The organism is Pseudomonas sp. BF-R-24, assembly GCF_019947335.1.
Taxonomy (GTDB): domain Bacteria; phylum Pseudomonadota; class Gammaproteobacteria; order Pseudomonadales; family Pseudomonadaceae; genus Aquipseudomonas; species Aquipseudomonas jessenii.
Window position 1 is genome coordinate 231,940 of record NZ_JAGYGG010000004.1, and the last position, 22,567, is coordinate 254,506.

The window sequence follows — 22,567 nt, forward strand, 5'->3', positions numbered from 1 at the left end:
TGCCTTTCGCCATGAAATATTTTGCTCTGATCTTATCGCTGATTGTGCTTGCCGGCTGTGCCAGCGGTCCCCGTTTCAACACCAGCCACTCTTCGGCCAATTACGACAGCCGCGTGCAATTTGTGGTGGTGCATTACACCAATGCTTCGCTGGAGCGTTCGTTGCAATTGCTGACCCACGGTGAGGTCAGCAGCCATTACCTGATCGGCGACGACAAGGGCGCCACCATCTACAAGCTGATGGATGAAAATGTGCGGGCCTGGCACGCCGGGGAGAGTGAGTGGAATGGCCGCACCTGGCTGAACTCCAGTTCCATCGGTATCGAAATCGTCAACCCGGGCTTCGAGGACACCCCGACCGGACGCGTGTGGTATCCCTACACCGAAGACCAGGTCCAGTCGCTGATCGTGTTGCTCAAGGACATTAGCAAACGTCACGGCATAAAACCTCGCGAGATCATTGGCCATAGTGATATTGCACCCTTGCGCAAGCTGGACCCGGGGCCGCTGTTCCCCTGGAAGCGTCTGGCCGCCGAAGGCTTGGGCATCTGGCCGAATGAACAGTCGGTGGCGCGCCAGCAAATGTTGTTCGCCGAGCAGTTGCCGAGCATCAGTTGGTTTCAGGCGCAGTTGGCCCGCCTGGGTTATGCCTCGCCACAGACCGGCGAGCTCGATGTCGCGACACGACATGTGATAGCGGCATTTCAGATGCATTTCCGTCCGGCGCGTTTCGATGGCACTCCGGATGCGCAAACCGCCGCGCTACTGTGGGTGTTGAACCAGACAAAATAATGACGCCCGCCCGACGGTCAGGGCTTTTTTCCAATCAGCAGCTATAACTCATTGGTAATACATCGGATATTGCACAATGACTGCTGCTCGAGAGACCTTCCGTAGTTGGTTCCATCGCCCCTGGTTCCTGGGGCTGATGTCTACTGTCTTGAGCGCAACATTATTGATGGCCGGCAGCCTGTTCGTCGCCATACACCAGGTCGAGCAAAGCGAAAGCGAAGAAATGAATGCTCAGGGCGAACGCTTCCTCGCCCGCCTCGAACAGCTCTTCGGGCAACTGCGTGAAAGCCTTGATGACCTTGAAGCGCAACCGTTGCGCGGCTGCGATGCTGAAATGATCGCGACCTTGCAACAGGTTACGTTCAATTATCGCTTCGTCTACGAAGCCGCCTACATGGACTCCTCGCGAATCTGCTCCAATCGCCCTCGTCAGGAAGGGCTGTCGCTGAGTCGATCGCCAGACATCAAAGGCCCGACCTACAGCTATTGGCTCAACACCACCACCGAACCCGATGAAAACCGCGCCGCGCTGATGCTCGGGCGCGGGAATTTCCGGGTGGCGACCTCTCGCGGGCATTTGACCGATATGGTCGACCTGTCGCCGGGCAGCAGCCTGCTGGTGGTCCTGGACCATGGCGCGCGCGCGATTCCGGTGCTGGGCGCTTCTCAGGTCTGGCCGCCGGCCGAGGCCTGGCCACCGAAAAACCGTGATGCGCTGCAGATCACCCAGGCACGCCTGATATACCGGATGCCCACCGACAACCCGGAATATCAGTTGGTGTTGATCAGCCCACGCACCGGCATGCATATCCCGGCGGTCTGGTGGTGGTTGCTGCCGGCCAGCCTCGCGCTGGGCATATGCGTTGGGTTCCTGGTGTTTCTGCTGGTGCGCCAGCGGCAGTCGCTGGACGCCGAACTGGCCGGCGCGATTCGCCGTGGCGAGTTGCAGGTGCTGTATCAACCAATTTTCGACCTCGATAGCCGCAACTGTGTCGGGGCTGAAGCGCTGCTGCGCTGGCGCAGGCCGGACGGTACCCTGACCAGTCCCGATCTGTTCATTCCGATGGCGGAGAACACCGGGCAGATTCGCCAGATGACGGACTTCGTCTTGCAGCGCCTGCTCGAGCAACTCGGCCAGTTGCTGCGTGCGAACCCGCAGCTGTACATCTCGGTCAATCTCGCGGCGTGTGATGTGATGGTTCCGCGGATTGGCCAGGTGATGGCGCGGCTGCTGACCCTGCATCGCGTCGCTGCGCGGCAAATTGCTTTTGAAGTCACCGAGCGCGGGCTGGTCGATGTGGTGGTGGCCCGGGAAAACCTGCAAGCGCTACGGGATGTCGGGCATCAGGTGTTGATCGATGATTTTGGCACGGGTTATTGCAGCCTCGCCTATTTGCAAACCCTGCCGGTCGATTGCCTGAAAATCGACAAGGCGTTCATTGATGCGCTGGGCCATGACGCCGCCAGCAGCGGCGTGGCGCCGCATATCATTCATATGGCCCAGTCGCTGCACCTGAAGGTGATTGCCGAGGGCATCGAACATGAGGCCCAGGCCGCGTTCCTGTGCAGTGAAGGCGTGAAGTTCGGCCAGGGCTGGCTGTTCGCCCGAGCGTTGAGCGCAGTGCAGTTCACTGAATTGATTACCCGGGGACGGCGTCGAGCCGGCCGGCGCCTGGATGACGAAGCGTGAGGGTGACCTAAACGGTCAGCGTCATGTAGAACTGAGTACCTTGCCCCGGCCGTGAATAGACACCCATCCGTCCGCCATGCAATTGTACGATTTCCTTGCACAAGGCCAGGCCGAGCCCGGCCCCGCCCTTCTTGCGTCCAACCTGCACGAAGGGCTCGAAGATCCGCCCCTGCTGACCGTAGGCAATACCTTCGCCGTTGTCCTCGACACTGATGATGACCCGGTCACCGTGACGCCGGGCCTGCAAGCGTATCCGCCCGCCGGAGCCGGTGTGACGTAAGGCGTTGTCGAGCAAATTGTCGAGTACCCGCTCCAGTTGTGGCTGATCGGCCTGCAACCGCGGCAAAGGCCCCTGCACTTCCACCAGCAGATTGATTTCCTTCTCTTCGGCCGATGTGGCAAAACGTGACCGAGCCTGTTCCAGCAACGCCTCGATGGAACACGGCGTCAGGGTGAGTTTCTGCAAACCGTTCTGGTAACGGGAGAAATTCAGCAGGTCATTGATCAACTGCATCAGCCGCTGCATCTCTTCGTTAACGGTATCGAGCAGGTCGGCTTCCCGGGAATCCGGGGCAAAGTGAGCGCGCTCACGGAACAATCCGAAGGCCATGTGCATGCCGGTGACCGGTGTGCGTAATTCATGGGAGGCTCGCAATACGAATTCGCTGCGTACCCGTTCGAACGCTCGTTGCTCCGTGACGTCATGCAGCACCATCACGGCACCCAGAATATGGCCCTGGGTATGGCTGACCGGGGTCAGGCTGTAGGTGAGCAGTCTCGACTCACCATCGACTTCGACACTCAAGTCTTCCGGAGCCCGCTCCAGCGTGCCGCCGCGCAGCACCAGTTGCAGCTGCTCATCGAGCTCGGGGCGCTCCAGCGCCGTACCCAGCCCCTGACCCAGACGATCGGACTCCCAGCCCAACTGACGCTGGGCTACAGGGTTAAGGTGTTCCAGATGGCCCTGACGGTCGATCATCAGCAGTCCGTCGTCGATGCTGTCGAGCACGGCCTGCAAGCGCTGCTGACCGGCCAGCAGCTCATCTACGTTGGTGGCCTGATGTTCACGCAGCGCCTGGGCCATGATCCCGAAACGCCGGGTCAGCTGGTTCAGTTCCACCGCCGAAGAAATCGGCAGGGTGACATCGAAATTGCCTTGGCCGATATTGTCCGCCGCCTTGGCCAAGGCCTCGATGGGCTCCCCGAAACGCCGGGCGATGGCTTGTGCGGTCACGAAGCCGATGATCAGCACCGCCAGCCCCACCAAGCCAAGCAACCCGGCAAACAGCAGCGCCTGCTCCCGGGCCTGGCGCTCGGTATCGCTAATGTTATCAAGCGCGCGCTTGTGCTCGGCGATCAGGCCATTGCGTAGCGCATTGAATTTTTCCGTCAGGTTGTCGTGGCTGCTGAGCACCTTCGACGGGTCCGGGGACGCTTCATAAGCCTGGATAAAGCGCTCGTAGTCGGCCTTGGCTTTTCTGAAACCGTGCTCGCTTCCGGTTTCCTCCGGTTCCTGGGCGATGCCTTCCTCCAGCAGTTCGAAGTAACGCTGCTTCGAGGCGGCGAAAGCGGCGGAGTCAGGCTTCTCGCTGAGCATGATGATCAGTTGATCACCCAGGGTCTGACGCAGCTTGAGCCCCAGGTCCAGGGTGATGAAGTTACTGCGGATCAGTGCTTCCTGGCTGCCGGCCATCTGCATCACGCTGACCAGCCCGAGCAAGAGCCCGAGCAACGCGACGGTGATCAGTGCGGAGATGCTCAGGAAAAGTCGGGTCCGCAATTTCATCGCCAGTTTCATCGGCGATTGCTCACAAGTTGTACTGCTTGCGTTTGCGGTACAGCGTCGAGGCGTCGATGCCCAGGGTTTTCGCCGCTTGATCCAGGGTATCGGCGGTGGCCAGGACCGCGCCGATGTGGGCCTTCTCCAGCTCATCCAGGCTCAGTGCCGCGCCGATGCGAGGTGCATTGTTGACCGGGGTTTCAGCCATGCCCAGATGACTGATCTCGACCCGCTCCTGCGGACAGATGATGCTCGCCCGTTCGATCACGTTGCGCAGTTCACGGATGTTGCCCGGCCAGCGATAGCCCAGCAGTGCTTCCCGGGCCTCGTCGCTGAAGACGCGCGCGGGACGGGCGTACTCCTTGACGAAGCGTGCCAGGAAACGGTCGGCCAGGTTGAGAATATCTTCGCGGCGTTCGCGTAGCGGTGGCAGGTGCAAGGTAATGACATTCAGGCGATAGAGCAGGTCTTCACGGAAACGACCGTCGCGCACCATGTCCTCAAGGTTGAGGTTGGTGGCCGCAAGGATGCGCACATCGGCACGGCGGGTCACCGGATCACCGACGCGCTCATATTCCTTGTCCTGAATAAAACGCAGCAACTTCGGCTGCAATGTCAGGGGAAAGTCGCCGATCTCGTCGAGAAACAGCGTTCCGCCGTCAGCTTGGTTGACTCGGCCCAAGGTGCTTTCGCTGGCGCCGGTGAAGGCGCCGCGGCTGTGGCCGAAGAGTTCGCTTTCCATGAGCTCGGCGGTCAGCGACGGGCAGTTGATCGTGACGCAGGATTTCTTCGCGCGTTTGCTCCAGCCGTGAATGGCTTGGGACAGTTCGCCCTTGCCGGTACCGGATTCACCCAGAATCAGGATATTGGCATCGGTCGTGGCAACCTGGCGGGCGGTTTCGAGTACCACTTTCATGGCCGGGCTGTGGGAGTCCAGACCATCCATGGGCTTGCGTACCTCGCCTTCCAGGGCTTCCAGTCGCGCCGACAATTGCCGCACTTCCAGTTGCTTGGCGGTTGCCAGCCGCAATTGATCGGGGCTGCACGGTTTGACCAGATAGTCGGCGGCGCCAGCCTGAATCGCATCCACCGCCGTGTCGACGGCAGAGTGCGCAGTGACGATCACCACCCGCATCCAGGGCGCCTGGATACGCATCTGGGCCAGCACATCGAGGCCGTTGTCTTCACCCAGGCGCAAGTCGAGGAAGCACAGGTCGAAAACCTGACGTTGCAACAGGGCTTCTGCCTGCGCGGCGCTGGTGGCGGTGGCCACGCTGTAGCCTTCGTCTTCGAGGCAATAACGGAAAGTACGCAGGATGGCGGATTCGTCATCCACCAGCAGAATGCGGCCTTGATGCTCAGTGGCGGACTCCATTTTCCTACGCTCCTTAATGAATGATCGTTATGTCCCGGAGAAATCGGGCAAGTTGCATGATTGATTCTGAGCCATTCCTGTCATGGCAGGGTAGCTTTCATCCCATGTATCGCTTAGCCGGCTAATTTCGTGCGTCTTAAATGGATGCCCGGTTTCCTGCAAAGGCCAGCGTGTATTTCTGACATCCGCGCCCTTCTCTCAATTCAAAAAATTTACGTCTTCCTTCAAACCAATCGTGCAATACGCACGACTGAACAAGAGGCATCGTGCAGGATGCGTGCGAAGTGAATTTTTTTATGCTCATAAAGCATTGATATAAAAAGAAATTATTCAAAATAAAAGCTGGCATGCAGGCTGCAATTGTCTGGTTAACCAGGGCATTCAAAAACAAACGCCCGCAATCGAATACCGACCCCAGTGGTAGGAGCTCCAGGATGAACCGTCAACGTGCCGCCCACCTGCACCTCTCGCCTGTGTCTGTCCAGCAAGGGTTGTTTGCCGTTCTGGCACTGTTGATCACCCTGATCGGCGGCCAGCAGTTTCTGCGCTGGGAGCAGAGCCAGCAGCCGGAAGCGCCACGCTTGTCGATTCCGCATCCGACCCAAACCCATTTCAGCGCTGTCAGCAGCGGTCAGGCCGATAGCCCCCCGATGCGCATGATGGATGTCGACCAGGCCGGGCCTGTGGGTGAGATACGTCATCAAGAGCGTTGGGTGTTCTAGGCAAAACTTCCGCCGCACCCCATGCGCCGGGAAACGCAGCACCTTTAAACAGAAGCGTAAGGAGAATCACCATGTTGAGCTGGGCAATCACATTCCTGATCATCGCCATCATCGCTGCTGTACTGGGCTTCGGTGGTATCGCGGGCACCGCCACGGGTATCGCCAAGATTTTGTTTGTCGTGTTCCTGGTGATGTTCATTGTCTCCTTCTTCTTGGGCCGTCGCGGTCGAGGCTGATATGAGAGGGTTGTTCAAGACTTGGCAGCCGCCCAGCTGTTGGGCGGTAGTGCCATGGCATGCGGGCTGGCGTTTCCCCGATATGCCTGACCTGCCCATGCAGGCTTGTTGACCGGACAGAATTTGTACACGAAGGAGGCCACAGCGCCTCTTTCCACCTGCGCCACCTGAGGAAGGCCGGCGCATGACCAAGGGGTCGGGACGTTCTGCCTGTTTCAGGGGCGGAGTGACCTACGGGTACAGGGAGTACCTGCGCAAGGGCCGGGTCAGGAAAAGCTGCTGCGCAAGTTCGTCGGACCGCCAAGGCTCGACGGACTTGCCAAGGGCTTGATCAAGCAACACATTGAAATAGAGCGCTCGTCTCGATTTCATCAGTGTTATCCCGTCCTTGTCCGTGTTACGTCGGAAAATACTTTTCTCGGTGTTTCATCTGCGACCGTATATCGAGAAAAATCACCTTTCTTTGGCCGCGATTTTTCCCTTCGTCCTGCGGGATTTTGCCGAAAAATCAACGCTCGGCCACTGCTCGAAAAATACTCAATCTGCTCTGTGATGACCGGTTCACGGCACTTATGCCTGCCGAAATGTCGTATTCGAACCGGTTGGGACGCGCGTTTCGGTAAAAAAACCTCATGCCGATTCGGCATGGGGTAGGCGTTTACGGCATTAGACGGCGCTTCCTTGCATCGGAATAGTTGCGCCTTTTTTCGCCTGCCAGAGAGCCGTAAACACGCGTTCCGGGGCACCTTATACGGGGGGCAGATGCACTGGACTTTTTCGCCACAAGCGTTCCAGTTCGCGCATCTCCCTGAGTCAAACAACAAGTAAGGGTAAAGATATGAAGAAGGCAAAGCTTAGCCTCGCCTGGCAGATCCTCATCGGTCTGGTATTGGGGATTGCAATCGGTGCGCTGCTCAACCATTTCAGTGCCGAAAAAGCCTGGTGGATCAGCAACGTCCTGCAACCGGCAGGCGATATCTTTATCCGTCTGATCAAGATGATCGTGATCCCGATCGTCATTTCCTCTTTGATCGTCGGCATTGCCGGCGTCGGTGACGCCAAGAAGCTGGGGCGCATCGGCTTCAAGACCATCATCTACTTCGAAATCGTCACCACCATCGCCATCGTGGTCGGTCTGCTGCTGGCCAACCTGTTCCATCCGGGTGCCGGCATCGACATGAGCACCCTGGGCACTGTGGACATTTCCAAGTACCAGGCCACGGCGGCCGAGGTTCAGCATGAACATGCGTTCATCGAAACCATCCTCAACCTGATCCCGTCGAACATCTTTGCGGCCATGGTTCGCGGCGAAATGCTGCCGATCATCTTCTTCTCTGTATTGTTCGGTCTCGGTTTGTCGAGCCTGCAGGCGGACCTGCGCGAGCCGCTGGTGAAGATGTTCCAGGGCGTTTCGGAAAGCATGTTCAAGGTCACTCACATGATCATGAACTACGCTCCGATCGGCGTGTTCGCACTGATCGCGGTGACCGTTGCCAACTTCGGCTTCGCGTCGCTGATACCGCTGGCCAAACTGGTGATCCTGGTTTACGTCGCCATCGCCTTCTTCGCTTTTGTGATCCTGGGCCTGATCGCTCGCCTGTTCGGCTTCTCTGTGATCAAGCTGATGCGCATCTTCAAGGATGAGCTGGTACTGGCCTACTCCACCGCCAGCTCCGAAACCGTGCTGCCGCGCGTGATCGAGAAGATGGAAGCCTACGGCGCGCCGAAAGCCATTTGCAGTTTCGTGGTGCCGACCGGTTACTCCTTCAACCTCGACGGTTCGACCCTGTACCAAAGCATCGCGGCGATCTTCATTGCCCAGCTGTATGGCATCGACCTGTCGATCAGCCAGCAACTGCTGCTGGTACTGACGTTGATGGTCACCTCCAAAGGCATCGCCGGCGTACCGGGTGTGTCCTTCGTGGTACTGCTGGCCACCCTGGGCAGCGTCGGTATTCCTCTGGAAGGCCTGGCGTTCATCGCCGGTGTCGACCGCGTCATGGACATGGCTCGTACCGCACTGAACGTGATCGGCAACGCCCTGGCCGTTCTGGTTATCGCTCGTTGGGAAGGCATGTACGACGACGCCAAGGGCCAGCGCTACTGGAACTCCCTGCCGCACTGGCGCAGCAAGGAAAAACTGCCGGCGGGTGAAACCTCCAGCAATTGATGCAAAACCTGTGGGAGCGAGCTTGCTCGCGATGGTGTCAGGGGCACCGGGCTTATCCAGAATGCCCGCATCATCATTGACATCCATCGCGAGCAAGCTCGCTCCTACAACAAACCCCGGAGAAATCCGGGGTTTGTCGTTTCTGGCTACCCCGCTATCATTCGCGGATCTTTTGGGGGGATTTGACTGATGCTCAATGGCCTGTGGCTTGGCTTCTTCATCGTGGCAGCTGTATCGGCGCTGGCCCAGTGGCTGATCGGTGGCAACGCCGGGATATTCGCGGCGATGGTGGAAAGCATTTTTGCCATGGCCAAGCTGTCGGTCGAAGTCATGGTGCTGCTGTTCGGCACCCTGACCCTCTGGCTGGGTTTTCTGCGCATTGCCGAGAAAGCCGGGATCGTCGAATGGCTGGCAAGGGCCCTGGGGCCACTGTTTTTGCGCCTGATGCCTGAAGTCCCGCCGGGTCATCCAGCCATCGGCCTGATCACCCTTAACTTCGCAGCCAACGGCTTGGGCCTGGACAACGCCGCCACGCCGATCGGCCTCAAGGCCATGAAGGCACTGCAAGAACTCAATCCCAGCGCTACCGTCGCCAGCAATGCACAGATCCTGTTCCTGGTGCTCAACGCCTCCTCGCTGACCCTGCTGCCGGTGACCATCTTCATGTATCGCGCCCAGCAAGGCGCGCCGGACCCGACGCTGGTGTTCCTGCCGATCCTGCTGGCGACCAGTTGCTCGACCATTGTCGGCTTCCTGTCAGTGGCGTTCATGCAGCGCTTGCGCGTCTGGGACCCCGTGGTGCTGGCCTACCTGATCCCCGGCGCTCTCGCCCTCGGTGGCTTCATGGCGTTGCTGGCAACCCTTTCGGCGACCGCTCTGGCCGGCCTGTCATCGATCCTCGGCAACCTGACGCTGTTTGGCCTGATCATGCTGTTTTTAGTGATCGGCGCGCTGCGCCAAGTGAAGGTCTACGAGGCTTTCGTTGAAGGTGCCAAAGAGGGTTTCGATGTCGCCAAGAACTTGCTGCCCTACCTGGTGGCGATGCTCTGCGCGGTGGGTGTCCTGCGGGCATCCGGGGCACTGGACTTCGGTCTGGACGGGATCCGTCATCTGGTGGAATGGGCCGGTTGGGACACGCGTTTCGTCGATGCGCTGCCGACGGCGATGGTCAAACCCTTCTCGGGAAGCGCCGCCCGGGCGATGCTGATTGAAACCATGAAGACCTCGGGCGTGGACAGCTTCCCGGCGCTGGTGGCAGCAACAATCCAGGGCAGTACGGAAACGACGTTCTATGTGCTGGCGGTGTACTTCGGTGCCGTGGGCATCCAGCGCGCACGCCATGCGGTTGGCTGCGCATTGCTGGCGGAGCTTGCCGGGGTGCTGGGGGCTATCGGGGTTTGCTACTGGTTCTTTGGTTGATCGACCCCGCCAGCCAACACTTTCAGCGCGGCCTTGCGCTCGCCCGTCGGCAAGGCGCCGAGCTTTTCCACGGCGGTGTAAAATTTGAGCCAGTCGCCACCCTCCTGATGGAACAGCGCGGCAAAAGCCGGCACCCATTGGTCGTACAAACCAAACGGCAATAACCGGGCGTTGTTCATGGGGGCATGGATCCACGCGTCGTAGCGTTTGTCTGCGGCCCACTGACTGTCACGCAATTGCCGGTATTCGCTGCGCAAGCGTTCGAACTCGGCCGCCTTGCGCTGGCGCATTTGTTCGGTTGGCAACGGCAAGGTATAGAGCTTTTCCAGTCGGGTGCGGGTCTTGAGTACCAACTCAGTGAACTGGTCGCGCTGACGTGCCTGCGCATTGTTATCCGGTGGCATGTGGCGGTAGGCGCGCCATTGGCGAGTACCTTCCTGCTCGACGAAGGTGGCGAAGGATTCGTTGAACTCCGTGTCGTCCTTCACATAGAAACGCTGATGGGCGAGCTCGTGAAAGATCAGCGTGGCCAGTCGCTCATCCCCCCAGCCCATCATCGAACTGATGATCGGGTCGTTGAACCAGCCAAGTGTCGAATAGGCCTCGACGCCGCCAATCGACACGTCCATGCCTTGCAAGCGTTGCAAAGCCGCTGCACCGCGGGCTGCGCTCTGGCTGTAGTAACCGCGATAAGCAACACAACCGGCGATGGGGAAGCAGTGGTTTACGGGCTTGAGGGAAAATTCCGGTGTGGCGAAGACATTCCAGACGACGAACGGACGCCCAATGTCCGCGTACAGGCGGTAGCTCTGGTTATCCGGCAGGTGCAATTGCTGGCTGGCGAAGGTTCGGGCCTTTTGCGATTGCTCCAGGTGTGTACGCAGTTTTTGATCGCGCGCCGGGTCGGCAATCACGCTGGAAACTGGCTCCCTCGCCCGCAGCAACTGCAGTTGGCCGCTAGCCAGTTGGCTGTAATAGCTGGTGCTGGTGCAGCCGTTGAGCAACAAAAACAGCAGGCTCGGAAACAAAACGCGAAAAACGCGATCAAGTAACCCAAGGCTAGGAAGCGGCCTGATCACAATAATTCTTCCTTGGAGAGTCTTTCCACAAGACTATCCCGCCAGACTGGAGCTCCGCTATGCGCATGTTGATACTGTCAGGAGGCTTGCTGATGCTGGCCGGCTGTGCTGGTTTCGGAATACCCCGCCATGATCCTGCGCAAGCCTGGATCGACCTTGATTCGAAGCAGGAAGATACGGCGCTGCAGGCGCTGGAGGTCGATGACAAAATCACCGACGATAAACGCTATTTCCAGGTTCATCCCGGTAGCCATGAGTTGACGGTCCGCTACCAATTCGCGGTCCAGCCCACCAATATCGGCCCGGACGCCGAGCCGTTGTGGCGCGATTGTCAGTTGAGCGTGAAATTCAGCGACTTCAACGCGGGTGAGCGTTATCAACTACAGGCGGGGAACATCGGTTTTCGGCCTTGGGCGAAACTCTACGATCAACAGCGCAAAGTGATTGGCCAAGGCACACCGGCAGGCTGTCAACACACCTGATCGGCGTTATGCTGGATGCATATCCCTTGGGACATCCATCATGCGCAGGTTGATGCTGTTACTCGCAGCCAGTGTTGTCGCGGGCTGCCAAAGCCCGATGCCGACACCCAATCCACAAATGGCCTGGGTAGAGTTTTCGACGCCCTTCCCTAACGACAAATTGTTGATGGCCGAACGACTGGATAAACAACGCCTGCGCGACGGGCGTTTTTTCGAGGTCACGCCGGGAAGCCATGAACTGATCGTGCGTTTCGACTTTGAAGTACCTGGTGGCGGATTGGGCATGATGGGCGGCCCCTCGGAGCGGCTGTGCTACCTGACCATCAAATACGATCATTTCGAAGCCGGTCAGCGTTATGTGCTCGAAGGCCGTTCCATCGCCTTTACCCCCGGTGCCCGGCTGTACAATGCCAAGCGCGAAATCGTTGCTGAAGACCGGGAATCCTACTGCCTGATGTGAGCGGTCAGCGGTCGTTTTTCTGGTAAATGATTTTCCTGGTGCCGTTTTCGCACGAACCCACAACCATGTTCTGGTCATGGACCTCGTCGTTGGTGACGATTTCAAGCGTGTAGGAAGTGACGCCGCTGGCCTGGATCTTGGCTTCGATCTCGGTCTTGAGCTCTTCGCAGGGTTTCGGTGCCGCCAAGGCCGAAGTGGCCAGTGCGCAACAGATAACCGCCAAGGCAAAACGTTTCATGGTTGAAGCTCCTTTGAGGCAGCACGCACAATCGTGGTTTTCGCTGCTGTCATTTATTCGACCACAGTTTTAGCGGGCGAGTCTGTCGCGACGCAAAAAAGATCGCAGCCTTGAGCACCTTTTGCCAAATGATCCCGGCAGGTTGCGCAAGGCTGCGATCTTTTCGTTTCAATTAAAATCTAGCCGACCAATGTTGCCTCCAGGCTGATCTTCGCATTCAGCACTTTGGATACCGGGCAGCCCTCTTTGGCCTTGTTGCTGAGTTCTTCGAACTGCGCCTGCGTCGCCCCGGGGATTTTCGCTTTCAGAATCAATTTCACTGCGGTGATCGCAAAACCGCCGTCCACTTGATCCAGAGTGACTTCTGCCTGGGTGTCGATGCTATCGGCCTTCAGGCCGGCATCACCGAGAATCATGGAAAACGCCATGGAGAAACAGCCGGCGTGGGCCGCGCCGATCAACTCTTCCGGGTTGGTGCCCCGGCCGCCCTCGAAGCGCGCCTTGAAGCCATAGGGAGCTTCCCGGAGCACGCCGGTTTCTGTGGAAATCGAGCCGATGCCGGTTTTCAGATCACCTTCCCAATGGGCCGATGCTTTCTTAACGATAGCCATGCCTGTCTCCTCAAGATTGGCGCGAAACGTCGCGCCTTCGTGGTTTTCACTTGCCAGGGTTGTGAGGATAGACAGTGGCGCAAAGTTCATCTCGCCCGATCAGTCTGCTTTTTTCGCGGGATTTTTTACCGGGCTATTGAAACTCGGGTATATGCCCACATTGCATGAATACGCTTTTGGATTCGGCAGGTTTGCGTTCGCAAGAACAAACCTGCGCCCTCAATTGGAGAAGCAGGTTTATGAAACGACTGTCCGATATCAAGTTCTCGACCCTCGATCTGGTGCCCGTTCGCGAGAACGGCAGCGCGGCCCAATCGCTGCGCAACTCGCTGGACCTGGCGCAGCATGTCGAGAAGTTCGGTTACAACCGCTTCTGGGTGGCTGAGCACCACAACATGGATGGCATCGCCAGTTCCGCGACTTCGGTGCTACTCGGTTACCTGGCCGGTGGCACGTCGACCATTCGAGTCGGTTCGGGCGGGGTAATGTTGCCCAACCACGCACCGTTGGTGATCGCCGAACAGTTCGGCACTCTGGAAAGCCTTTATCCGGGCCGGATCGATCTGGGCCTGGGGCGTGCCCCCGGTTCCGACCAGATGACCGCACGTGCGCTGCGCCGCGAACGCTCCGGCAGCGCCGACGATTTCCCGGAAGACGTGGCGGAACTGGTGCGCTACCTTGGGCCACGTACCCCGGACCAACGAATCATCGCCATGCCGGGGACCGGGACCAATGTGCCGGTCTGGTTGTTGGGGTCGAGCCTGTTCAGTGCGCAACTGGCCGGTGAGCGCGGTTTGCCCTACGCCTTCGCATCGCATTTTGCACCGCGCTACATGCATGAAGCGATTCGGGTCTACCGCAATCACTTCAAGCCGTCAGCCGTTTTGGACAAGCCCTACGTGATGCTCGGCGTGCCATTGGTGGCAGCCGATACCGACGAGCAGGCCGATTTCCTGGCGACCTCGGTGTTTCAGCGGATTCTCGCCCTGATGCGTGGCCAAAGCCTGGTACAGCGTCCACCGGTGAAGACCATGGACGGCCTGTGGCTGCCCCATGAGAAAGATGCCGTGCACGATTTCCTTGGCCTGGCGATGATCGGCAGCCCGCAGAAAATCCGCGCCAAACTCGAGGTCCTGATCGAACAGACCCAGGCTGACGAGCTGATTTTCACCTGTGACCTGTACGAACATGCCGATCGCGTGCATTCCTACGAACTGCTGGCGCAGGTCATGCGGGGTTGATGCTCAAACGGCAGGCATAAAAAAGCCGGCGCCACGGCGTCGGCTTTTTCATTCGGGCGAGAATCGGCCTACTTTTTATAGACGATCACTTTGGCACCCGCTTCGCATTTGCCAACAACTTTTCCGCCGCCTGCGGCACCTTTGTCGACAATCTCCAGCGAGTAACCGGAAACGCCCTTGGCATCAAGTTTCGCTGCGATTTCGGCTTTCAGCTCTTCGCATGGCTTGCCGCCCGCCAACGCGCTCCCCGCAAGGCTCAACAAACCTACTGCCAACATAAACTTCTTCATCGGTTGCATTCCCTGGTCGGATCATAGGGGGTAACCAGCCGTCAGCCGGACGCACTCATGTAGTGCTTTGCCATTCCCTATGGCATTCGACCGGCGTGCAAGTTCAGAAGACTAGCCCAAAGTCAGCTGCTGGCAATCCGGAACCCGACTTTCAAGGTCACTTGAAAGTGCGCAGCCTTGCCGTCCCTTATGTGCCCACGGGTCTCGGTCACTTCAAACCATTCCATGTACTTGATGCTTTTGCTGGCTTCGGCCAGCGCGTTGTTGATCGCATCTTCGATACTGCTGGTGGACGAGCCGATCAGCTCGATTTTCTTGTAGGTGTGATGGTCAGACATGGCGTTCTCCTCGGCGTGTGAATTACAGACTAGCAGTGATTTTTCCTATTTCTTCTGTTGGTCGTTCTGAGGGTGAAGTTCAGATTTTCTGCACTTTCTCGAACCCATGAAGTCCCAACCAACACACGCCACTCATCACCAATGCAGGAGAGCCACCATGGCCAACACCTCGTTACGCAAAGCCTCATTGCAAAGCATGGAAGCCGAGATCGAGAGTCTGCTCAAGTCTTTGGAAAGCCTGAAGGACGACGCCTCGGACGAGTCGCGTAAAACCCTCAAGACCCTGAAAAGCAACGCCGAGAATGCGTTGAAACACTCGCGCCATTTGCTTGGCGATGCCTATGAAGAGGTCAAGGTCAAAACCCGTGAAACCAGGATTGCCACCCGGGACTACGCCCATGAACATCCTTGGACAACAGCTGGTGTCGCCGTGGGTGCATTAGGCTTGCTGGCTGCTTATCTGTTGTGCAAGCGTGATTAATCCGCGCGACGCAGCTCGTTCTTGAGCCACTGCGCCAGTTGCCGGGCGCGCCCGTCCGCGGCGCGCTTGGGTAGCCACAACGCCAGTTGCGCCGGGGTTTCACTGAAGCCCCAAGGCGCAATCAGGCGGCCGGCCTTCAAGTCCTCCGTCACCAAGGGTTCGGGGGCAATCGCCACGCCCAGACCTGCGACGGCGGCTTCCAGCAAGTAATACAAATGTTCAAATCCCTGGCCGTACTTCAGCGCCCTGGCGTCGAGCCCGCGTGGTTGCGCCCAGTTCGGCCAGGCTTGCGGGCGTGACGTGGTGTGCAGCAAGGCTTCGTTCAGCAGTGCAGTTTCCGGCGCCTTCTTGAGCCGTTCATAGCCGGCGAACCGCGGGCTCATGACCGGGCCGATACGTTCGCTGGCCAGCTCAAAAACCTGCATGTCCGCCGGCCAGGGTGGCTCGGCAAATACGAGCAAGGCATCCAGCCCCGGTCTTCGCGGATCCAGATCGCCCTCTCCGGCCGACAGGTGCAAGCGCAAGTCCGGCAGGTCGGCATTGAGTCTCCCCAGTCTTGGAATAAACCAGCGCGCCAGCAGACTTCCAGAGCAACCGAGCACGAATGGCGCATCGGCGGAGCTTTGTGTGAGTTCGGCGCAAACGCTGCGCAGGCGCTCGAAGGCTTCGCTGCTGGCGTCACGCAGGCGCAACCCGGCATCTGTGAGTTTCAGGCCGCGACCGTCCTTGATGAACAGGCTTACGCCGAGGTGTTCTTCAAGTAACTTGAGTTGCCGACTGACTGCGCCGTGGGTGACGTGCAGCTGTTCGGCCGCCTGACTGACGCTGTTCAAGCGGGCAGTGGCTTCGAAGGCGCGAAGCGCGTTCAGCGGAGGAAGGTCATGGCTCATTTGATCTGTGAGTTTTCCTGACAGGTTGTGGCGATCTTATCGGTTTTCAGGCCGGGGCGTCAGGGGTAGAGTGAAGCCCACTATCTCTTTATGCATCACTTCATGCATTCAACTGGAGCGCCCCATGACCCAGACTAATCTGCGCAACGGCCCTGATGCCAACGGCCTGTTTGGCGCGTTCGGCGGCCGCTACGTTGCCGAAACCCTGATGCCGTTGATCCTCGACCTGGCCCGCGAATATGAGTTGGCCAAGGAAGATCCTGCATTCAAGGAAGAACTGGCCTACTTCCAGCGCGACTACGTCGGACGTCCAAGCCCGCTGTACTTCGCCGAACGTCTGACCGAGTTCTGCGGCGGCGCGAAGATCTACCTCAAGCGTGAAGAGCTGAACCACACCGGCGCGCACAAGATCAACAACTGCATCGGCCAGATCCTGCTGGCGCGGCGCATGGGCAAGAAGCGCATCATCGCCGAGACCGGCGCCGGCATGCACGGTGTAGCCACGGCCACTGTTGCTGCACGTTTCGGTCTGGATTGCGTGATCTACATGGGCACCACTGACATCGAGCGTCAGCAGGCCAACGTGTTCCGCATGAAGCTGCTGGGTGCCGAAGTGATCCCGGTGGTAGCCGGTACCGGCACGCTGAAAGACGCGATGAACGAAGCCCTGCGTGACTGGGTGACCAACGTCGACAGCACCTTCTACCTGATCGGCACCGTGGCTGGTCCGCACCCTTACCCGGCGATGGTTCGCGACTTCCAGGCCGTGATCGGCAAGGAAACCCGCGAGCAGCTGCAAGCCCAGGAAGGTCGCCTGCCGGACAGCCTGGTGGCGTGCATCGGCGGTGGTTCCAACGCCATGGGCCTGTTCCACCCGTTCCTCGACGACAAGAGTGTCGAGATCATCGGCGTCGAAGCCGCCGGCTATGGCATCGAGACCGGCAAGCATGCGGCCAGCCTGAACGGCGGCGTACCCGGTGTGTTGCACGGCAACCGCACCTTCCTGCTGCAGGACGACGATGGCCAGATCATCGATGCCCACTCGATCTCCGCCGGCCTGGACTACCCGGGCATCGGCCCGGAACACGCCTGGTTGCATGACATCGGCCGCGTTCAGTACACCTCGGTGACCGACAACGAAGCCCTCGCTGCATTCCACCAGTGCTGCCGCCTGGAAGGGATCATCCCTGCCCTGGAAAGCGCCCATGCCCTGGCTGAAGTATTCAAGCGCGCCCCGACCTTGCCAAAGGATCACCTGATGGTGGTCAACCTGTCCGGCCGTGGCGATAAAGACATGCAGACCGTGATGCACCACATGGAACAATCAAAGCAGGAGAAACACTGATGAGCCGCCTGCAAACGCGTTTTGCCGAACTCAAGGAACAGAACCGTGCCGCTCTGGTGACCTTCGTGACCGCCGGCGACCCGGGCTATGACACGTCCCTGGCTATCCTCAAGGGCTTGCCGGCGGCTGGCGCCGATGTGATCGAGCTGGGCATGCCCTTCACCGATCCGATGGCTGACGGCCCGGCAATCCAGCTCGCCAACATCCGTGCGTTGGGTGCCAAGCAGAATCTGGCGAAAACTCTGCAAATGGTTCGCGAGTTCCGCCAGGACAACAACGAAACACCGCTGGTGCTGATGGGGTACTTCAACCCGATCCACATGTACGGCGTACCGCGCTTCATCGCCGAAGCCAAGGAGGCCGGCGTTGACGGCCTGATCGTGGTCGACCTGCCGCCAGAGCATAACGGCGAACTGTGCGACCCGGCGCAGGCCGCGGGCCTGGACTTCATTCGCCTGACCACGCCAACCACCGACGATGTGCGCCTGCCGACCGTACTCAACGGCAGCTCCGGCTTCGTCTACTACGTATCGGTGGCCGGTGTGACCGGCGCCGGCGCTGCCACACTGGAACACGTCGAGGAAGCGGTCGCCCGTCTGCGTCGCCATACCGACCTGCCGATCAGCATCGGTTTCGGTATCCGGACTCCGGAACAGGCGGCGTCCATCGCGCGTCTGGCCGACGGTGTTGTGGTGGGCTCGGCGTTGATCGATCACATCGCCAATGCCACCTCCCCGGAACAAGCCGTGGATGGCGTGCTGAGCCTGTGCTCTGCGTTGGCCGAAGGCGTGCGTAAGGCCCGCGTCAGCTGAGGGTAAAGTGCCTGAGACAGTGGAATTAGAGCCGCGCGGCACAGGCTGAACAGCAAAAAGGGCTTCAGGACTGAGTTCTGAAGCCCTTTTGCTATGTGTGGCTAAACGCTGTGAATCTTGTGGGAGCGAGCTCGTTCCCACAGGTTGCGGTATCAAGGCAACTCTATCCCGCCTGATGCCTTGTGCAGTTTGCGCAGGTGTTCACCAATCTGCTTCACGTTGGCCTCGTTGGCGGCCATTTCGGCGGCGCGGCCCGGTTCAAGCAATGCCCTCACTTCCTTGTCCAGATCCCCGGACAGCGCCAGGAGCTGCTTCTGGCGCTGGCTGCTTTCCGATTCCAGATGCTCCCACTCGCTCGGTTGCGGCAGGCCATAACCCTTGGTGCCCAGCAGTTCTGCCGGCCGACTGAGGAAACCACTGTTGGCCAGAATGTCCTTGAGCGTCTCGTTGGCCTTGTCCATGCCGCCATTCTTTAGTTCTCGGGCGCCCAGATAGCGCTGCTTCACTTCATCCTGGGCCAGCAGCAACTGCTGACGGAAGCTGGCCTGTTCCAATAGCAGCAATGCCGCGCTGGTGCGCAAATCGGCCTGCTCGAACCATTGCCGACGCTCTGCCGCTTTCAATTCGAGCCAGTCTTCGACGGTTTCCTGTTTGATCGGCAATTGCTTTTTCAGTATCTCGAACATGGCCTGATAGCGATCGCGGAAGGAGTCGAAACGATAGCCCAGGCGCAAGGCCTCTCGCGGATCGTCCAGCACGCTGGTGTCCGCCAGTCCGCGGCCCTTCAGCACTTCCAGCAAACCGTTGGGCATGATGTTGTCGAGTCCCACCAGTTGCGGGTTGTTGGTGCCGCCGCGCAGTAATTTCAGTTCTTCCACTGCGCAGTTGTTTGACAGGAAGAAGTAGTTGCCGTCGTAGCTCCAGTGCATCTCGGCGGCACGTCCGACCACGTCTTCAATCTCTCTGCGCGACAGGTTCAGGGGCACGGAGGCCAGGCTGCGCAGTTCGGTCTTGGTGTATTCGTCGATGACCTGGGATAGCGGCAGGATAAACAGTCGCGACGGGTATTTACCGACCAGGCCATCCCAGCTCGACAGCTGCACGTCGCCGACGAAGGCGCGGTAAGACAGCACCAGATGCTGGTCCAGATCCAATCGGCAATCCGGTCCGCGTGGTCGGCCTGGCGCGCAGATCACCAGGCGCAACATGCTGTGACCCCAGCGGCTGAACAGGTTCTGGTTGGCCTCGGCCAGCAGATAGTCAACGGCATAGACTCGCTCCGGATCGACCTGGCCCAAAGGTGTCTTGGCGAAGTCGCTGCCGGCATTGAGGAACGCGAAGGTCTTGCTACAGGTGTCTTTGGCGGCAGGCGCCCAGCCGAAATGCTCCTGGTAGTAGCGATATAGCGAGGGACGGCGGCAGGCGTAGCTCGGGTCGAGGAGGAAATACTCCATGTTGACCGCGACGAACTCCTTTGGACTGCTGGTCTCGTAGATGTCCGGGCTGCGGGCAATCTGGCGATTGTGCTGTTCGCGTTCACCGCGACGGCCTACGTATTGCTGCCAGCCGGCGAGGTCGAGCAGACGCGGATCGTCACTGAGGGTAAAACGCCGATCGGACTGGCCCCGGCATTGGTCGGGAATGCCAACCAGCCCTGAGCTGTTGTTGCGCTGGGTGCAGCGCTGAATCAGCTTGCGTTCGGCATCCGGCCACAGGCGCGAGCGATCGTAGATGTGAGTCAGCTCGTGCACTACCGTGGCCAGCATTTCCCGGCGCACGGTGCCATGGGGGCGATGGGTTTTCTTGGTCGCGGCGCTGCCATCGGTGAGGCTGGCCAGCAGGTTGCGGTTCAGATCGAGTTCGGACACCAGTGACGCCTGACCGTAGGCGTTGCCCGGCATGTCATCCGTCCAGTCGACGTCGATCCGTCGATCGAGTTGCTCGATAAAGCGTGGCGGCAGTGCCTGCATGGCTTCATCGAGCAACGCCTGGCTGGCTTGCTGTTGGGCGGGAGTCAGACCTTCGGTCTTGAGCTGTAATTGAAGGCCAGCGTGGGCCGTGTTGCCGAGCAGCAACATGGCCCCGGCCAGCAGCCAGGCACCTTGACGCTTCACAGTGCGAGGATGGCTTCGGCGAGATCCTGGTCACTGGCGTCACGAGCTTCCGGCACACGGGTACGCAGTAAATCGAAGGCGGATTCCAGGTGAGCGCCACGAATGTCGCCATTGCTGGCAACGAAACTGGCGGCATCGTCCTGGGCTTCGCGCACGATTTTCGAATCGCGAATGGACGTAGTGGTGTCGGAGGTGAAATCGAGGGTGCGCTGGGTAGCACGGATCAGAATATTACTGGTGGCAACCAGAGTATGTGCCTGGGCCACATCGGCCAACAGCAGCAGACCTAAGGTGGCAGCAATCAGCGGGTTACGCATGGAATGACTCCAGAAAAAACAGGGATAACTATTGGACGAGAATTGCTTGTGCCAGTTCAAGGTCGTTGGCATGAAGTTTTGCCTGGGTTCGACGCAGATACCGCAAGGCCGCCTCCAGTCGTGCGCCTCTCAGTTGGCCGTCACTGGCAATGAATGCCGCGGCGTCATCATGGGCAGCGAGCAGCAGTTTATGGTCGAAGGGGGCGGAGGTCACCAAACTTGTGGCGTAACCGCTGGCGACGATGCCTTGGGTGGACAGGTTGAAGGCGTCATAAGCGTGGGCCGATCCGCAGTAACCAAGGGTAAGAAAGGCTGGAGCGATCAAGAAACTTGAAGGAAAACGCATGAGACTCGACAGTTGAAAGTGAGTCCCAAGGCTAGCGCAAGGCCCGTTCTAGAGCCAGCGCCGAAACATTGGGGCACGTCGGGCGTGCCCCATGCCTTATGCAGTCGTTTAGATCGTCAGGATCGCCTGCGCCAGTTGTGCGTCGGTTGCGTTCAGCTGTGGCGCCTGGCGGTGAATGTGGTCGATGGCGCTTTCCAGTTTCACTCCGCGAATGGAACCTTCGCTGGCGACGAAGCTGGCAGCGTCATCACGGGCCGCGAGGACGATCTTGTCATCCTTGAAGGACGACGATATGACGTCGGAGGTCGCATCGGATGTGGCTTTGAGCGCGTTAACTACAGCGTCGGTGGTCACGATGAAGCTGGTTGCGCTGGCATTGGCTGCCACGGCAAACAGGGCTGCAGCGCTGAGCAGGCGGAGACGGGACATGGGTAACTCCTTTGGGTAAACCAGTTGAAAAATGGCGCAGTGTCTGCAAAGTCAGACGCCAGGCGCTTGGCGCTCGCCACGTTCTGACTTGATATTAGGCCTGAGTGTGTCAGTTCGAACAGCCCGTCATGCAAACAGGCAGTCAGCGCCAGAACGGTTTATCCAATTCATTGATGCGCTCAGCGTGGCTGATGCCAAGATCCGATAGCTGACGATCATCGAGTTGAGCCAGTAAACGTCGTGTTCTCGCCCTTTCCAGGCTAGCGAAGAATCCTGTCAGCAGATCTCTGACCCAGTGCAGGCAAGGTCTTGATCGAAATGATGGGGTCGAAACATCCTGTAAAGAACTCATGGCGCGTTCCCTGTCCTGATAAGTGGAGGCTCCATGCTGACACCGGTCGAATATCCATTGCAGACACACTGCGACGATATTGTACTCATCCAGTTTGTAGTTTTTGCAAACTGTACTGGTGCTCAGGGTTCCCTACTGTAAAAGTGGATTTGACAGGCCAAAACGACAAAACCCGTCGTGGCTTCCCACGACGGGTTTTGTTTTTTCAATTCGGGTTGCTGGCGGTGGACCTTCAGGTCAGAGCCAGCGACGCTAACTTAGCGCCAGAACGGCTTGCTCAGCTCTTCGTAGCGTTGTGCTTCGCTAATCCCGGCGTCAGCCAGCAGACGCGAATCCAGACGAGCCAGTTGATGGCGGCTGGTGATGCGGCGCTGCCACAGCATCAAGTTGGCGATAACGCGCAGAGGCAGGGAAGCCTGGGTTTTTGCAGCGGTGTCTTCGAAGAACAGTTCGGAACTGAGTGTACGTTCCATGGTTTTCATCCTTCCGCTTATGGCGGGATTAGGTAGTGGCTTAACTGGTGCCCATGATCCTCTCGTTTGCCTAGTCTCTGTAGATA

General features: G+C 59.0%; 26 protein-coding genes. 12 read left to right on the forward strand and 14 right to left on the reverse strand.

Annotated elements, in window-relative coordinates:
- Positions 1 to 11 precede the first annotated feature (11 nt).
- Both KGA98_RS05280 and KGA98_RS05285 read left to right on the forward strand, forming a co-directional pair.
- On the forward strand, positions 12 to 791 hold the full coding sequence (locus tag KGA98_RS05280; RefSeq protein WP_057716533.1) for an N-acetylmuramoyl-L-alanine amidase: 780 nt from the start codon (positions 12 to 14) through the stop codon (positions 789 to 791).
- Between the two features lie 76 nt (positions 792 to 867).
- A complete protein-coding gene (locus KGA98_RS05285; protein ID WP_057712590.1) occupies positions 868 to 2,481 on the forward strand; it encodes an EAL domain-containing protein in 1,614 nt (537 codons plus the stop codon).
- A 7-nt stretch (positions 2,482 to 2,488) separates the two neighbouring features.
- Here KGA98_RS05285 and KGA98_RS05290 read toward each other — a convergent pair whose 3' ends face one another.
- Positions 2,489 to 4,279, reverse strand: coding sequence for a KinB sensor domain-containing domain (locus KGA98_RS05290; protein WP_223501698.1), 1,791 nt, complete (start codon positions 4,277 to 4,279; stop codon positions 2,489 to 2,491).
- Between the two features lie 10 nt (positions 4,280 to 4,289).
- Positions 4,290 to 5,636 (reverse strand): sigma-54-dependent response regulator transcription factor AlgB, encoded by a 1,347-nt coding sequence (algB, locus tag KGA98_RS05295; RefSeq protein WP_057712588.1) that lies wholly within the window; start codon positions 5,634 to 5,636, stop codon positions 4,290 to 4,292.
- 434 nt (positions 5,637 to 6,070) lie between these two features.
- Here algB and KGA98_RS05300 point away from each other — a divergent pair, with 434 nt between their 5' ends.
- The 4 genes from KGA98_RS05300 (at position 6,071) to KGA98_RS05315 (ending at position 10,183) form a co-directional block, all read left to right on the forward strand.
- Complete coding sequence (locus KGA98_RS05300; RefSeq protein WP_223501700.1) at positions 6,071 to 6,358, forward strand: hypothetical protein; 288 nt, start codon at positions 6,071 to 6,073, stop codon at positions 6,356 to 6,358.
- 71 nt (positions 6,359 to 6,429) lie between these two features.
- Positions 6,430 to 6,594, forward strand: coding sequence for a DUF1328 domain-containing protein (locus tag KGA98_RS05305; protein WP_090452337.1), 165 nt, complete (start codon positions 6,430 to 6,432; stop codon positions 6,592 to 6,594).
- An 838-nt stretch (positions 6,595 to 7,432) separates the two neighbouring features.
- Positions 7,433 to 8,764 (forward strand): glutamate/aspartate:proton symporter GltP, encoded by a 1,332-nt coding sequence (gltP, locus tag KGA98_RS05310; RefSeq protein WP_057712586.1) that lies wholly within the window; start codon positions 7,433 to 7,435, stop codon positions 8,762 to 8,764.
- Between the two features lie 189 nt (positions 8,765 to 8,953).
- Positions 8,954 to 10,183, forward strand: a complete 1,230-nt coding sequence (locus KGA98_RS05315) for a nucleoside recognition domain-containing protein (RefSeq protein WP_057712585.1) — start codon at positions 8,954 to 8,956, stop codon at positions 10,181 to 10,183.
- Here the strand turns inward: KGA98_RS05315 and KGA98_RS05320 are convergent.
- Complete coding sequence (locus tag KGA98_RS05320; protein ID WP_223501703.1) at positions 10,165 to 11,262, reverse strand: aminopeptidase; 1,098 nt, start codon at positions 11,260 to 11,262, stop codon at positions 10,165 to 10,167. The genes KGA98_RS05315 and KGA98_RS05320 overlap by 19 nt on opposite strands.
- 59 nt (positions 11,263 to 11,321) lie before the next feature.
- On the opposite strand from KGA98_RS05320, the gene KGA98_RS05325 reads away from it, so the two are divergent.
- The gene (locus KGA98_RS05325) at positions 11,322 to 11,744 is read left to right on the forward strand and encodes a hypothetical protein (RefSeq protein WP_090452343.1); all 423 of its coding nucleotides are present in this window, start codon (positions 11,322 to 11,324) and stop codon (positions 11,742 to 11,744) included.
- Between the two features lie 40 nt (positions 11,745 to 11,784).
- Positions 11,785 to 12,204, forward strand: coding sequence for a hypothetical protein (locus KGA98_RS05330; protein WP_223501705.1), 420 nt, complete (start codon positions 11,785 to 11,787; stop codon positions 12,202 to 12,204).
- A gap of 4 nt (positions 12,205 to 12,208) precedes the next feature.
- On the opposite strand, the gene KGA98_RS05335 is transcribed toward KGA98_RS05330, so the two are convergent.
- Both KGA98_RS05335 and KGA98_RS05340 read right to left on the reverse strand, forming a co-directional pair.
- Complete coding sequence (locus KGA98_RS05335; protein ID WP_223501707.1) at positions 12,209 to 12,442, reverse strand: DUF1161 domain-containing protein; 234 nt, start codon at positions 12,440 to 12,442, stop codon at positions 12,209 to 12,211.
- 179 nt (positions 12,443 to 12,621) lie between these two features.
- Positions 12,622 to 13,053 (reverse strand): OsmC family protein, encoded by a 432-nt coding sequence (locus KGA98_RS05340; RefSeq protein WP_090452349.1) that lies wholly within the window; start codon positions 13,051 to 13,053, stop codon positions 12,622 to 12,624.
- A gap of 239 nt (positions 13,054 to 13,292) precedes the next feature.
- On the opposite strand from KGA98_RS05340, the gene KGA98_RS05345 reads away from it, so the two are divergent.
- A complete protein-coding gene (locus KGA98_RS05345; RefSeq protein WP_057712580.1) occupies positions 13,293 to 14,294 on the forward strand; it encodes an LLM class flavin-dependent oxidoreductase in 1,002 nt (333 codons plus the stop codon).
- Between the two features lie 68 nt (positions 14,295 to 14,362).
- On the opposite strand, the gene KGA98_RS05350 is transcribed toward KGA98_RS05345, so the two are convergent.
- Positions 14,363 to 14,584: a DUF1161 domain-containing protein gene (locus tag KGA98_RS05350; RefSeq protein WP_218494518.1), complete on the reverse strand. Its 222-nt coding sequence runs from the start codon at positions 14,582 to 14,584 to the stop codon at positions 14,363 to 14,365.
- A 122-nt stretch (positions 14,585 to 14,706) separates the two neighbouring features.
- Entirely contained in the window at positions 14,707 to 14,922 is a 216-nt protein-coding gene (locus KGA98_RS05355) for a dodecin (RefSeq protein ID WP_057712579.1), read from the reverse strand.
- A 157-nt stretch (positions 14,923 to 15,079) separates the two neighbouring features.
- Here KGA98_RS05355 and KGA98_RS05360 point away from each other — a divergent pair, with 157 nt between their 5' ends.
- Complete coding sequence (locus KGA98_RS05360; protein ID WP_223501709.1) at positions 15,080 to 15,403, forward strand: YqjD family protein; 324 nt, start codon at positions 15,080 to 15,082, stop codon at positions 15,401 to 15,403.
- Here KGA98_RS05360 and KGA98_RS05365 read toward each other — a convergent pair.
- Positions 15,400 to 16,293: a LysR family transcriptional regulator gene (locus KGA98_RS05365; protein WP_223501711.1), complete on the reverse strand. Its 894-nt coding sequence runs from the start codon at positions 16,291 to 16,293 to the stop codon at positions 15,400 to 15,402. The two genes, KGA98_RS05360 and KGA98_RS05365, sit on opposite strands and share 4 nt — an antisense overlap.
- Positions 16,294 to 16,417: 124 nt before the next feature.
- Between KGA98_RS05365 and trpB the strand changes: the two genes are divergently transcribed.
- Together trpB and trpA are read left to right on the forward strand one after the other, a co-directional pair.
- A complete protein-coding gene (gene trpB / locus KGA98_RS05370) occupies positions 16,418 to 17,638 on the forward strand; it encodes a tryptophan synthase subunit beta (RefSeq protein WP_223501713.1) in 1,221 nt (406 codons plus the stop codon).
- Positions 17,638 to 18,450: a tryptophan synthase subunit alpha gene (trpA, locus tag KGA98_RS05375; protein ID WP_015092933.1), complete on the forward strand. Its 813-nt coding sequence runs from the start codon at positions 17,638 to 17,640 to the stop codon at positions 18,448 to 18,450. Before trpB ends, trpA begins: the two co-directional genes overlap by 1 nt.
- A gap of 152 nt (positions 18,451 to 18,602) precedes the next feature.
- Here the strand turns inward: trpA and KGA98_RS05380 are convergent, their stop codons facing one another.
- From KGA98_RS05380 to KGA98_RS05405, 6 genes are all read right to left on the reverse strand, one after another.
- Positions 18,603 to 20,528, reverse strand: coding sequence for a DUF4105 domain-containing protein (locus KGA98_RS05380; RefSeq protein ID WP_263287802.1), 1,926 nt, complete (start codon positions 20,526 to 20,528; stop codon positions 18,603 to 18,605).
- Positions 20,529 to 20,560: 32 nt separating this feature from the next.
- Positions 20,561 to 20,881 (reverse strand): DUF2388 domain-containing protein, encoded by a 321-nt coding sequence (locus KGA98_RS05385; RefSeq protein WP_057712574.1) that lies wholly within the window; start codon positions 20,879 to 20,881, stop codon positions 20,561 to 20,563.
- 28 nt (positions 20,882 to 20,909) lie between these two features.
- Positions 20,910 to 21,227, reverse strand: a complete 318-nt coding sequence (locus KGA98_RS05390; RefSeq protein ID WP_223501717.1) for a DUF2388 domain-containing protein — start codon at positions 21,225 to 21,227, stop codon at positions 20,910 to 20,912.
- A 108-nt stretch (positions 21,228 to 21,335) separates the two neighbouring features.
- Positions 21,336 to 21,656: a DUF2388 domain-containing protein gene (locus tag KGA98_RS05395; RefSeq protein WP_057712572.1), complete on the reverse strand. Its 321-nt coding sequence runs from the start codon at positions 21,654 to 21,656 to the stop codon at positions 21,336 to 21,338.
- A 142-nt stretch (positions 21,657 to 21,798) separates the two neighbouring features.
- Entirely contained in the window at positions 21,799 to 22,008 is a 210-nt protein-coding gene (locus KGA98_RS05400) for a DUF1127 domain-containing protein (RefSeq protein ID WP_223501719.1), read from the reverse strand.
- Positions 22,009 to 22,265: 257 nt separating this feature from the next.
- Entirely contained in the window at positions 22,266 to 22,481 is a 216-nt protein-coding gene (locus tag KGA98_RS05405) for a DUF1127 domain-containing protein (protein WP_008018491.1), read from the reverse strand.
- Positions 22,482 to 22,567: the final 86 nt, after the last annotated feature.

Coding starts and splice junctions, on each gene's coding strand:
- KGA98_RS05300 (WP_223501700.1), top strand. CDS start 6,071: ATGAACCGTCAACGTGCCGCCCACCTGCACCTCTCGCCTGTGTCTGTC.
- KGA98_RS05305 (WP_090452337.1), top strand. CDS start 6,430: ATGTTGAGCTGGGCAATCACATTCCTGATCATCGCCATCATCGCTGCT.
- KGA98_RS05360 (WP_223501709.1), top strand. CDS start 15,080: ATGGCCAACACCTCGTTACGCAAAGCCTCATTGCAAAGCATGGAAGCC.
- KGA98_RS05395 (WP_057712572.1), bottom strand. CDS start 21,656: ATGTCCCGTCTCCGCCTGCTCAGCGCTGCAGCCCTGTTTGCCGTGGCA.
- KGA98_RS05290 (WP_223501698.1), bottom strand. CDS start 4,279: ATGAAACTGGCGATGAAATTGCGGACCCGACTTTTCCTGAGCATCTCC.
- KGA98_RS05335 (WP_223501707.1), bottom strand. CDS start 12,442: ATGAAACGTTTTGCCTTGGCGGTTATCTGTTGCGCACTGGCCACTTCG.
- KGA98_RS05330 (WP_223501705.1), top strand. CDS start 11,785: ATGCGCAGGTTGATGCTGTTACTCGCAGCCAGTGTTGTCGCGGGCTGC.
- KGA98_RS05400 (WP_223501719.1), bottom strand. CDS start 22,008: ATGAGTTCTTTACAGGATGTTTCGACCCCATCATTTCGATCAAGACCT.
- KGA98_RS05405 (WP_008018491.1), bottom strand. CDS start 22,481: ATGGAACGTACACTCAGTTCCGAACTGTTCTTCGAAGACACCGCTGCA.
- KGA98_RS05380 (WP_263287802.1), bottom strand. CDS start 20,528: ATGTTGCTGCTCGGCAACACGGCCCACGCTGGCCTTCAATTACAGCTC.
- KGA98_RS05340 (WP_090452349.1), bottom strand. CDS start 13,053: ATGGCTATCGTTAAGAAAGCATCGGCCCATTGGGAAGGTGATCTGAAA.
- KGA98_RS05355 (WP_057712579.1), bottom strand. CDS start 14,922: ATGTCTGACCATCACACCTACAAGAAAATCGAGCTGATCGGCTCGTCC.
- KGA98_RS05390 (WP_223501717.1), bottom strand. CDS start 21,227: ATGCGTTTTCCTTCAAGTTTCTTGATCGCTCCAGCCTTTCTTACCCTT.
- trpB (WP_223501713.1), top strand. CDS start 16,418: ATGACCCAGACTAATCTGCGCAACGGCCCTGATGCCAACGGCCTGTTT.
- KGA98_RS05315 (WP_057712585.1), top strand. CDS start 8,954: ATGCTCAATGGCCTGTGGCTTGGCTTCTTCATCGTGGCAGCTGTATCG.
- KGA98_RS05350 (WP_218494518.1), bottom strand. CDS start 14,584: ATGAAGAAGTTTATGTTGGCAGTAGGTTTGTTGAGCCTTGCGGGGAGC.
- algB (WP_057712588.1), bottom strand. CDS start 5,636: ATGGAGTCCGCCACTGAGCATCAAGGCCGCATTCTGCTGGTGGATGAC.
- KGA98_RS05285 (WP_057712590.1), top strand. CDS start 868: ATGACTGCTGCTCGAGAGACCTTCCGTAGTTGGTTCCATCGCCCCTGG.
- KGA98_RS05365 (WP_223501711.1), bottom strand. CDS start 16,293: ATGAGCCATGACCTTCCTCCGCTGAACGCGCTTCGCGCCTTCGAAGCC.
- KGA98_RS05345 (WP_057712580.1), top strand. CDS start 13,293: ATGAAACGACTGTCCGATATCAAGTTCTCGACCCTCGATCTGGTGCCC.
- KGA98_RS05385 (WP_057712574.1), bottom strand. CDS start 20,881: ATGCGTAACCCGCTGATTGCTGCCACCTTAGGTCTGCTGCTGTTGGCC.
- KGA98_RS05280 (WP_057716533.1), top strand. CDS start 12: ATGAAATATTTTGCTCTGATCTTATCGCTGATTGTGCTTGCCGGCTGT.
- gltP (WP_057712586.1), top strand. CDS start 7,433: ATGAAGAAGGCAAAGCTTAGCCTCGCCTGGCAGATCCTCATCGGTCTG.
- KGA98_RS05325 (WP_090452343.1), top strand. CDS start 11,322: ATGCGCATGTTGATACTGTCAGGAGGCTTGCTGATGCTGGCCGGCTGT.
- trpA (WP_015092933.1), top strand. CDS start 17,638: ATGAGCCGCCTGCAAACGCGTTTTGCCGAACTCAAGGAACAGAACCGT.